At 68.6% G+C, this 10,566-nt stretch carries 10 protein-coding genes; 5 read left to right on the top strand and 5 right to left on the bottom strand.

Annotated elements, in window-relative coordinates:
* The first annotated feature begins 308 nt into the window (after positions 1–308).
* Entirely contained in the window at positions 309–1,121 is an 813-nt protein-coding gene (locus tag CRM73_RS16235; protein WP_229588485.1) for an IS3 family transposase, read from the top strand.
* Here the strand turns inward: CRM73_RS16235 and CRM73_RS16230 are convergent.
* The 4 genes from CRM73_RS16230 to CRM73_RS16215 all read right to left on the bottom strand — a co-directional run bounded on the left by CRM73_RS16230 (position 1,073) and on the right by CRM73_RS16215 (position 5,272).
* Complete coding sequence (locus CRM73_RS16230) at positions 1,073–2,167, bottom strand: IS30 family transposase (protein ID WP_229588483.1); 1,095 nt, start codon at positions 2,165–2,167, stop codon at positions 1,073–1,075. The two genes, CRM73_RS16235 and CRM73_RS16230, sit on opposite strands and share 49 nt — an antisense overlap.
* Positions 2,168–2,397: 230 nt before the next feature.
* The gene (locus CRM73_RS16225) at positions 2,398–2,937 is read right to left on the bottom strand and encodes a DinB family protein (protein WP_229588481.1); all 540 of its coding nucleotides are present in this window, start codon (positions 2,935–2,937) and stop codon (positions 2,398–2,400) included.
* Between the two features lie 67 nt (positions 2,938–3,004).
* Entirely contained in the window at positions 3,005–3,781 is a 777-nt protein-coding gene (locus CRM73_RS16220; protein ID WP_095650922.1) for an HAD-IIA family hydrolase, read from the bottom strand.
* A gap of 177 nt (positions 3,782–3,958) precedes the next feature.
* Entirely contained in the window at positions 3,959–5,272 is a 1,314-nt protein-coding gene (locus CRM73_RS16215; RefSeq protein ID WP_229588479.1) for a heparan-alpha-glucosaminide N-acetyltransferase domain-containing protein, read from the bottom strand.
* Between the two features lie 1,210 nt (positions 5,273–6,482).
* On the opposite strand from CRM73_RS16215, the gene CRM73_RS16210 reads away from it, so the two are divergent.
* The 4 genes from CRM73_RS16210 to CRM73_RS16195 all read left to right on the top strand — a co-directional run bounded on the left by CRM73_RS16210 (position 6,483) and on the right by CRM73_RS16195 (position 9,297).
* The gene (locus CRM73_RS16210) at positions 6,483–7,142 is read left to right on the top strand and encodes a low molecular weight phosphatase family protein (RefSeq protein ID WP_095650920.1); all 660 of its coding nucleotides are present in this window, start codon (positions 6,483–6,485) and stop codon (positions 7,140–7,142) included.
* Positions 7,139–7,750: an arsenate reductase ArsC gene (locus tag CRM73_RS16205; RefSeq protein WP_229588477.1), complete on the top strand. Its 612-nt coding sequence runs from the start codon at positions 7,139–7,141 to the stop codon at positions 7,748–7,750. The genes CRM73_RS16210 and CRM73_RS16205 overlap by 4 nt, the downstream gene beginning before the upstream one ends.
* A gap of 678 nt (positions 7,751–8,428) precedes the next feature.
* The gene (locus CRM73_RS16200) at positions 8,429–8,857 is read left to right on the top strand and encodes a MarR family transcriptional regulator (protein WP_229588475.1); all 429 of its coding nucleotides are present in this window, start codon (positions 8,429–8,431) and stop codon (positions 8,855–8,857) included.
* Entirely contained in the window at positions 8,854–9,297 is a 444-nt protein-coding gene (locus CRM73_RS16195; RefSeq protein WP_229588473.1) for a TspO/MBR family protein, read from the top strand. Before CRM73_RS16200 ends, CRM73_RS16195 begins: the two co-directional genes overlap by 4 nt.
* Positions 9,298–9,713: 416 nt before the next feature.
* On the opposite strand, the gene CRM73_RS16190 is transcribed toward CRM73_RS16195, so the two are convergent.
* Positions 9,714–10,355, bottom strand: coding sequence for a hypothetical protein (locus CRM73_RS16190; RefSeq protein ID WP_370658556.1), 642 nt, complete (start codon positions 10,353–10,355; stop codon positions 9,714–9,716).
* Positions 10,356–10,566 lie beyond the last annotated feature (211 nt).

The following is a 10,566-nucleotide window of genomic DNA, read 5'->3' as shown; positions in this document are numbered from 1 at the left end:
GCGACTCCTACCGGCTGAAGAACCGAGATCTCGGCCGCGTGCCCGCGGCCGGAACCCAAGAAGACGAGTGATCAGGGGGTCAACCTTCAGATGCCGGAAAGGGGTCAGTTTTCACTCGCCGTTGACAGGCGACCGGTCACTCGGGAGGGCCCTGCCCCTGAGAGCGAGGTCGAGCAACTGCGCAGAGAGAACGAGCGGTTACGAGCGGAGGTGGCGTACCTGGGAAAATTGCGGGCCTTGAGGTCACAGCAACGACGCTGAAAGTTCAAGCGGTCGATGATCTCAAGGCCCACCACCGGTTACCGCTGTTGCTGGAGCTGGAGCTGGCGAAGCTTCCCCGCTCCACGTTCTACGACCACCGCATCCGCCTCGCCCGACCGGACCGGCACGAGAAGCTCAAAGAAGCCATCCGCCAGGTCTTCACGCAGGCGCGAAGCGCCTATGGGCACCGACGCGTGCTGGCCATGCTGCTGCGGCAGGGATGGACGGTGTCGAAGAAGACCGTGCTGAAGCTCATGCGCGTACTCGGGCTGCAGAGCCCGGTACGACGCCGGCGCAGATATAACTCCTTCCGCGGCGAGGTCGGCACGACGGCCGAGAACCTCTTGAACCGCCAGTTCGAGACCGCGACCAAACACACCAAGTGGGCCACCGATGTCACCGAGTTCACCGTCGGCGCCGCCAAGATCTACGTCTCACCCATCCTCGATCTTCACGACAACCGGATCGTCTCGGTCATGGCAGGTCCCTCCCCGAGCGTCAAAATGGTCACCGACGGCCTACACACCGCCATCAACAGTCTTGGCCCGGACGAGCGACCCCTCGTCCACTCAGACCAGGGATTCCAATACCGGCACCCGCACTGGCAGGACACGATCCGTGACGCCGGACTGACCCAATCGATGTCTCGCAAAGGCACCTGCCTGGACAACGCCTCCATGGAAGGCTTCTTCAGCCACCTCAAAGAGGAATGGTTCCGGATCCAGCAACCGAGCACCATCGAGGACTTCCACACCGGGCTCGCCAGGTATCTCCAGTGGTGGAACAGCACCCGCATCCAACAAAAACTCGGCTACCTCAGCCCCGATGAATACCTCGCCCAAACCCCCGCACCCGCGTAACGTTCAATTAAGAGTCCAACATTCGGGGACCACTCCAAAAGGCCGTTGGTGTTCTCGTTGATACCGCGTTGCCAGGGCGAGTGTGGGTCGCAGAAGAAGATCTCGATCCCGGCGTCCACCCGCACCTGCTTCCAGTCGCGCATTTCCGTGCCTTGATCCCAGGTCAGCGACCGTCGCAGCGCCTCCGGCAGTGTCTTGATCTTCGCGGCCAGCCCGTCACGGACCTGTTCGTGTTTGTAACCCTCGGGCAGGTGAACAAGCATCGTGTAGTTGGTGGTGCGTTCCACCAGGGTTCCGATGGCGCTCTGATTGTTCTTGCCAATGATCAGGTCACCCTCCCAATGGCCCGGCACTGCGCGGTCCTTGGCCTCAGCGGGCCGGTCGCTGATGTTGATCATGTCCGGGACCCGGTTCTTGCGTTGCCCGGCCTTGCGGCAGGGCCGGCGCACAGCTCGTCCGGTGCGCAGGTATCGGGTCAGCTCCTGTTTCAGGGCCCCACGGGACTGCACGTAGAGGGACTGGTAGATCGTCTCGGTCGACACCCACATCTCCGGCTTGTCGGGGAATTCTCGTCGCAGGCGCCCAGCGATCTGCTCCGGCGAATACTTCTTGGCGAGGTCTCTCACGACGATCGCACGCACCTCGGGATGGGTGTGCAGCTTCGCTGGCTTCGGGCGCGCTGCTCTTTCATAGGCCAGCACGTGCGCTGTCGTGGCCCGATAGCCGCCTTGGGCGGTGGCGTTACGTCGCAGCTCTCGAGAAATCGTCGACGGTGATCGGCCGATCGCCGCCCCGATCTGCCGCAAAGACTGTCCCTGAACGCGCAACAGGGCGATCTCCTCCCGCTCGGCGAAGCTCAGGCACCGACCCTTGAGGTCGCGTCCGCGGCGTGGCCGCACCTCACCGGCCTCCTCCAGGACCCGGGCCCCGGTGCGCCGGCTTGTACGGATAGCTGCCACCGCCCCGGTGATGAACTCCCCGGCCTGCATCCGCTCCCAAAACACCTGGAGCAGATCCGGCCTGATCAAGATCGAGTACCCACCCACAACACCACCCCCCAACGCTCAGTGTTGCAACCACCGCAAGAACCCGGGGAACCCCTACTGCAACGTCAATCTCGTGGCCGGCAGCTCGGCCACACATGAAGCGCAGGGGACGGACTTCGTGTTCACCCCACAGCATCAGCTTGCTCAATCCTGAATTGGCGATCCCACCCAGAGCGCAGAACGCCGACTGGGCTACATCGACCGCAACACCGAGCTCATCAAGGGTCTCCTCATGATGGCCGGCCGATGGTCAGCTGCTGTCGGTGATGGTCGTAGTGCTGGGTGCCGTAGTGGTAGATCTCGGCCAGGCTCATCCACTCCCGGAAGTACGGGTCCCAGGACACGGGCATGTGCATCCCGCGGGCCAATGCGGCCGCGGGCTCGGCCTCCAGCTGGGCGTGCAGGACGTCGAGGGTACGGTCGAACCACCGGAGCAGCCGCGGACCGTGGATCACCCGGGCCGCCCCACGGTCGCTCTGGTAGTTGATGTGGTGGAAGGGCCGGGTCCCGGCCTCCAGCACCCGGGCGAAGGTGCGACTGACCGACCCGGGGAGACGACCCATCAGGCGCGCCAGCGGGATCAGACGGCGAACGATCAGGTAGCCGAAGAACATGTGGAACAGCAGCTGCCCGTTGGTCCAGCGGGTGCCGGACGAGGGCCGGCGCAGATCCGCTGGGGTCGCTGCTGCCACGAGGGCGTGGAAGTCGGCCCGCACGCGTTCGAGCTCGTCGTGGATCTCCTGACGGGTGGGCGATGTATCGCTGCTCATCGTGGTCATCCCCTCGTGCGCTGTGCTGGATCTGGAAGGGCGCGGGCTGGAGGAATCCGGCGCCGGGTCAGATGAGCTCGATGACGTCGGCGATCGAATCCCGGACCCGTCCGGGGCGGTACGGGTAGGTGGTGATGTCGGCGGCTCGGGTGGACCCGCTCAGCACCAGGATCGTCTCCAGCCCGGCTTCGATGCCCGCGACGACGTCGGTGTCCATCCGGTCACCGACCATCACCGTGGTCTCGGAGTGGGCCTCGATGCGGTTCATCGCACTGCGGAACATCATCGGGTTGGGCTTGCCGACGAAGTACGGAACGGCACCGGTGGCCCGAGTGATCAGGGCCGCGACCGCACCGGTCGCCGGCAGCGGCCCCTCGGCTGAGGGTCCGGTGGCGTCCGGGTTGGTCGCGATGAAGCGTGACCCGGACTCGATCAGCCGGATCGCCTTGGTGATGGCCTCGAAGGAGTACGTCCGGGTCTCCCCCAGGACCACGTAGTCGGGGCTGACATCGGTGAGGGTGTAGCCCACTTCGTACAGCGCGGTGGTCAGACCTGCCTCACCGACCACGTACGCCGAGCCACCGGGGACCTGGTCGGCGAGGAACCCGGCGGTGGCCAGCGCCGAGGTCCAGATCGACTCCTCGGGCACGGTCAGTCCGCTCTTGGCCAGCCGGGCCGCGAGGTCTCGGGGGGTGTAGATCGAGTTGTTGGTCAGCACCAGGAAACGGCGTTCCTGGTCGACGAGGCGCTGCAAGAAGTCAGCGGCGCCCGGAAGGGCCTCGCCCTCACGGACGAGCACCCCGTCCATGTCCGTCAACCAGCACTCCGGGCGGGAACGATCCATGACCACACCTCCTGAGATTCGTCATCAACTGTCGACGATGCTACTGCCGACACCTGATGCCCTCCCTGCGTCCCTCCCACGCCCTGTGCACGGTGACCGGCATCGTCCGTCATCGACGCCGAGGGCAACTGGCCTGTCGGATCGACCGGTGTCCGGCGGCGTGCAGATGCCGTGCTGTCAGCGCGTGCGGTATCCGGTGAGGACCAGGCGGCGGGTGAGGCCCGCGCCACGGGCCACGACGCGTTCGAGAGGTCCCTGTCCGAGGGCGCGGTGCCAGGCGGTGGCGAAAAGCGCGGCCACCCCGATCTGGAGGAAGAACCACAGGTAGGGCTGGTCGTAGTGCACCTCGGCGGACAGGGCCAGCAGATGAGCCGAGTACAGGGTGAGGGTCATGGTGCCCATCGCGCTCAACGGCAGCAACCAGCTCCCGAAGCGGCGGGTGAGCAGGAGGAAGCCCCCGAGCACGGCCGCCCCCGAGCCCAGGCCCATCGCCAGGGCCAGGGGCGTGTTGGTGTGCGGGCCGGCAATCGCCAGCCACCACCAGGTGGTGGTCGGCAGCACCGGGTCCGGGCCGAAGACGATGATGTCGTCGATCCCGTCCTCGGTCAGGGCCGGGGTGTGGGTCATGAGCTGGTCGTAGCCGCCGGCCTGGAGGATCAGCACCCAGTAGACCAGCCACGCCACCACGGCGACCCCGAGGCCGACCAGCAGCAGGCCGACCTGCACCTGGATGCCGGCCAGGTTCAGCCGCCCGATCCCCAGACCGACCAGCAAATAGGCCAGGTACGGCAGGGCCGGATAGGTGCCGGTCAGCAACAGGTGGGCGAGGGTGGCCCCGGGGGCGGCGGCCAGGTCGACGAAGCCGGGGTTGAGCGCCGCGGCGGCCGGCAGGGCCTCACGGGTGGCGTGCATGAGCACCGGGGCGGCCAGGGCGAACACCGCCGCCCAGCCGAAGAGGGCCTTGGCGGAGAGGCCCAGGAACGGGATGGCCAGGACGAAGAAGGCCCCGTAGTAGATCAGGATGTTGATCGCCGGGATCTCCTCGGCGGTGGCGCCCGGGATCAGCGGGTTGATCGCCAGGCCCAGGGCGGTGATCAACCCGGCCCGGACCAGGATCCCGGCCCGGGTGGCGGTCATCGCCCGGCCGGTGTGGGCGGTGCGTCCTCCGGAGGTGAAGGCCAGGCTCACCCCGGCCAACAGCGCGAACAGGGCTGCGGACCGTCCGGCGAAGAGCGTCCACTGGGCGGTGGGGGCGAAGGTCTCCGGGTCCCAGGCGGGCAGGATGTGGATGGAGACCATGCCGATCAGTGCCAGGCCGCGGGCGGCGTCGATCCCGACCAGCCGCCGCTTGCCACCGGCGGCGGCGGCAGCTTCCGTGGCGTCGTCGGAGGTTGTGCCTGCGGGAACTCCCGCACGGGTGGTTGCCCACGGTGTGGTCTCCGCGGAGACTGCTCCGGATGCGGAGGCCGGACGGCGGTCGGAATCGGTCATGACAGGTGTGGGCTCCCCCGGGCGATGTTTCGGTGAGCCCCCTGTCCACCGGCCCGGACCGGTGGGCCCAGGACGAACTCCACTGGATCAGCCACCGATATGTCCCAGTTATCAGAACTCTGTGTCGGGGCTGGGAATCGGTCGCTGACCAGGGCGGATCGAGCGGACAGTCCCCCGTCCCCGTCGGTCTTCCGGCGTCGGCGCAGGGGGTGGACAGACCGTCATGGACATTCCGCTCCGGCTGACGACTACCGCGCAGCGTCATCGTGGCGCACGGATGCGACCGCAAGGATGGGCGCCCCGGACACTTCGGGGTGACGCACGGCACCTGTTGTCCATCCGGTGGCCACCGGGAGGTCATCGACGCGTCGCAGACTGGGGTTGTGCCGGCACGGAGCCGGTGCCGGGACGGGGCCCGCCGGGTGAAGCCCGTCTGCGCCTTTCGCGGCTCTGGCACCGCTGTCACAGGGGGATCCGATTGGCGGCGCGTTGCTGCACGGTGCGGGGGCACCGCGAGCTTGTCGCACCGGCAGCCCTGTGCGGTGACGTTGCCGTGCTGAGACGAACGAGAAGCTGGTGGGCGGCCAGCACGGGGGGATGCCATGACCCAGCAGAAGACCGATCCACGGGGTCTGCGGACCGGGGTCCGCCTGTTCGTGTTCACGACCCCCACTGCAGTGGCGGTCCTGGCGGTGGCCACCGACACCCCGGCGGTCATGGTCCTGATCGCGGTTCCCGGGGCCGTGGTGGGTGGCGTGCTGTACCAGGAGCACCGGAGTGCCACCGACCAGCCCACTCCTGTCGTCCCGGTTCCGGGGCCACCCGATCGGCCCGGTCCCGGACAGTCGATCACGTCCGCCCCGGAGACACACCGAGGGACGACCGGAAAGGACAAGAGGTTCGGCGAGCAGGGGTGGCACGTGGGTGACCTGCGTCACCTTCTGTCCATCCCCCGGTCATCCGGAAGTCATCGCCGCGTCGCACACTGGGATGGTGCCGGCACGATGCCAGTGCCAGGACTGGGTCCATCGGGCGGAGCCCGCCTGCGCCCTTCGTGGTCCTGGACAGGCTGTCACGGGGAACCGGAGTGTGGTCGATCACCACAAGGTGCCGGCACACCACGACCACATCGGACCAGCGGCTCCGTGCACTGGAGCTGCCGCGCGACCCGGAACGAGACGTCGGGGGACGATCAGCACAGGGGGACACCATGACCGAGCAGGAGACGGATCTGCAGGACCCGCGGGTGCTGCACCGGGCCGCCGAGCACCTCACCGACCGCTGGGCCGGGGTCTTCTTCCCGGAGCTGGTCGAGCGCTGCGTAGCCGAGTGCCATACGGATCTGGCCCGGCAGGCGAGGATCCCGACGTATTTGGCCCCGATGGCCCTGCACGGTGCCGCCGACCGGCTGCGGGCCCTGGCCCGGGAGAACGAGGACCGGGGCCGGTCGGTGCGCCAGGTGCTGTTCGTGGACGACGACGACACCGGTCCGGCCGCCGTGGCCGCAGCCCTGCTGGCCGCACACGCCGGGGCGGCGGTGGTGACCCGCTCGGCCGGGATCAGCCCGGGCGCCGCCCGGGACCAGCACGCGGTGCGGCTGCTGGCCGAGCACGGGGTCGACCCGGCCACCGCAGCCCCGAAACCGCTCACCGACCCGATCCTGTCCGCCGCCGACTGGGTCATCGTCTTCGGCGACCAGCGACTCGGGCCGGTGGGCGAGGGCACCCACTGTCAGTACTGGCCGACACCTCCAGCCCTGGGTGCCGACCGGGACCCCGAGGCCATCGCCGAGCTCGAGACCCGGGTGCAGGCCCTGTGGTTGAAGATCACCGCCGGCACCGGCCCTGAACCCGCCCGAGGGCGGACATGAGCGAGCCCACCGACCCCGTTGTTCCTGCCGGGTCGGCCCAGCCCCTGGACGCCCATGTGCTGGCGCGCACCGCCGAGCACCTGGCGCAGCGTTACGCCGGGGTGTTCTCCGCCGATCTGGTGGAGCGGATGATCTTCGAGTCCTACGCGGCCCTGGCCCACGCCCGGGCCACCAGCACGGCCGACCCGGGGCATGCGGGGGTGCCGCAGGTGCTGTTCGTCGGCGAGCACGACACCGGACGCGCCCAGATCGCCGCGGCTCTGCTGGCCCACCACGCCGGCGACACGCTCACGGTCCGTTCGGCGGGTCTGCTGCCCGGAACGGCACTGGAACCGCACGTCGTCACGGTGCTGGCAGAGCGCGGCGTCAGCACCGAGGACCTGTACCCGAAACCGGTCACCGACGACGTGGTGGCCGCGGCGGACCGGGTCATCACCTTCGGCACCCTCGACGGGATCCCGGTCCCGGCCGGGGCCAACCACCAGGACTGGGACGTCGTGGACGTGCTCGAGGTCGGCCCGGCGGCGGTGGCTGCCGTCATCGACGAGCTCGACGACCGGATCCAGGCTCTCTACGAACAGATCCGCGCCCACCCACCGGTGCCATAGCGCGGCCACGGCTCCGCTCCGGCGGGAGGAGGCCTGCACCTGCACCGGTTCACCATCGTCGTTGTCGGTGGTGTTGAGCAACTCGACTGGGCCTTGCGGGCGATCCACCCCCAGCTGGGGTCTGCCTGCGGCCGGAGGCCGACATCTCTGTGGCCGCGGTGCGGTGTGAGCAACCGCACCCCATCAGCCGCGGTACAGGCCCCGGAACGGTCAGCGCAAGATGCTCGACACACTCAGCTACGACCTGCGCCTGCGCTGACCCCACCACCGGAGGCGTTGGTACCGAGAGGGCGCAGAGTGTCACCTTCGACCCCGGTTCCTTCTTCGGATCAGGGCCTGGAAGATAAACCACGGCGGCTCCTTGTCCGTCTGCGCACAGCGCCCTACGCATCGCGAATGACCGCCCCCAGTTGAGCCCCGCGCATGGACACGATCATGAGCGCACCTTTACTTCGCGTCCAGCACGGAGCAGACCCGTGCCGACCCCTGAGCCCCGCCCGGTCGAGGCGTTCCCGGCTGAGCTGGGGGCGCTGAGCATGACCGAGCTGCAAGTGCTGCACTCCTGCATGTGCCGCCAGCTCGACCAGTAATATCTCAACGAACCGCACGGGCCGCACCCCTGCACCACCGACCGGCTCCAGGACGTCCTCGGCGAGCTCGACGCTCGCGACCGCGGAGGTGGACCAGCAGCCGGCCCACCGGCTCCGGTTGCGGCCCCTGGACTACACCGCCATGAACCACGTGATGAGCAGCGAGGACCGCCTCGGTGCGGCCGAGCTCAGCGGGCGGCTGGGCATCTCCACCGGATCGGCCACCGAACTCGTGGACCGGCTGGAGCAGGCCGGGCATCTGGAACGCCGTGCCCATCCCTCAGATCGGCAGCGGAAGGTGCTCGAACCCCCCGACGCCGCCCTCGAGGCCACCCTGGGCGCCCTACAGTCCTTGTTCGAACGTCTCGACGGACTCGTCGAGACGTTCTCCCCCGAGGAGCAGTCGGTGATCGAGCGCTATCTGCGCGCGGCCACCGGCCACTTCTTCGATGTCGCCCACGTACCCCCGGTGCAGGAGCACCCCGCCCCGGGCACGAGCAAGGACCCCGCACCATGACCACGACTGCCCTCCGGGCCGCCGCACCGGCCCCGGCCCGCCGCTACCGCTGGTGGCACGTCGCCGCGGTCGGGCTCACCGCCAACGCCACCAGTGCCCTGCCGGCGGGCTTCAACGGTGACTCCTCCTTCTACAACGACCTCCAGACCCCGCCGGGGGCTCCTCCCGGCTGGCTGTTCCCCCCGGTGTGGGCGTTCAACAATGCCACCACCTTGTGGAGCAGCCTGCGCATCGCCAATCTGCCCTCCGGCACCCCGGGACGCACCACGGTCCTGGTGCTGGAGGGCTTGGACTGGGCCCTGTTCGCCTCCTTCTCCGCGCTGTACTTCGGTCTGCGCAGCCCCGTGCTCGGAGCGACCGTGACGGTGGCCTCTCTGGGGGTCACCGCCGCCAGCGTCGTGGTCACGGCAGGTCTTGACCGCCGTGCCGCCTGGCGTTGACCCCCGGTTGCTCTGGCTGGCCCATGCCTCCTACGTCTCCACCGTCAGCGCCGCCCACAACCGGGACGAGTTCCTCGGCCGGGAGCCGGGCCGCGCATGACCGGCCTCGCGCCCCGCAGGCCGGCAACCCACCCCCGGGACGAGGGGCCGACCGCGACGGTGACAGTGGAGTGCCCCAGCTGGACTGAGGTTGCACACCTGGGGCACTCGGCACGGTTGCCCGGGGGTGCATCCGTGCTGGTCAGACAGGACTTGGGGGGGTCCTGTCGGCCTCCGACATCGTAGGGAAACGCTGTGACCTCCGTCCAACAGCAGGTGAACGCTCGGCGCCACCGTGCGTGCCCGCCGTCACGCACGCGAGAGGCTCGCCACATGCAGCGGCAGAACCTGGTCGGGGACGTCGTGCTCGAATTTCCTCAGCGGGCGAGGAACTCCTGGAGGCCGGGAAGGTCGTCAGTGTTGATGTGGTCGACCCCGGCCGCCTGCAGCTCGGACCACAGGTTCTCCCGGGCCTGCCCGGCGATGTCGTTGGTGGCCCAGAACCGCACCCGGTACCCGGCGGCATGGGCCTGCTCGACGTAGTCGTGCAGAGCCTCTCGCTCAGCGGCCGGCATCTCCCCTACGCCCTGCCAGGTGAACAGTTTGGTCCAGTTCTCGCTCACCAGCGGCATGAACTCCGGGTCCGCCCCGGAGCCCAGGTCGGTGGAGCGCCCGTCGTAGAAGGAGTACCGGGTCTTCGCGGCCTGCATGTCGGCCAGGGGCCGGTTGCCGCTGATCACCGCTTCCACGGCCCGGTCCTTGACCTGCCCCTGGTGGTAGCCGGTGATGAACTTCTTGTGCTCGGCCAACTCCTCCTCGATCGCCGCCCACGTGGCGGGACCCTCGCTCTTGATGTCGATCAGCAACTGGAAGTCCCCGTCATAACGGGGATAGAGCTGCTTGCCGTTGGGCGAGACCAGTTCCGCCAGCGGGTCCAGGTAGGCCTCCTCCAGGGTCGGGGCATCGGCCAGCTCCCAGGCGTCGTGGGCCACCCGCAGTTCCCCCTCGACCAGCCACACATCGGCCTCCACGGAGGTGAAGCCGTGCTCGAGGGCATCCAGCAGCGGCCGATCGTGCTCGTAGTCGTTGTGGGCGTGCGCCTGGGGACTGTCGCTCTAACGGTGTAAGAGGCGTTTCCATGGTTAGTGGTTCTCCGCCGCCGGCATCCGGTCGGCGAAGGTGATGGCGAAGGCGTTCAGCGCCGGCTTCCACCGTGTGACCCATCGTGTC

Origin of the sequence: Kocuria sp. CCUG 69068, from assembly GCF_020833785.1 — a bacterium.
GTDB lineage: Bacteria > Actinomycetota > Actinomycetes > Actinomycetales > Micrococcaceae > Kocuria > Kocuria rosea.
The sequence above is the reverse complement of the archived record's forward strand: the minus strand, read 5'-3'. Positions and strand labels throughout refer to the sequence as shown.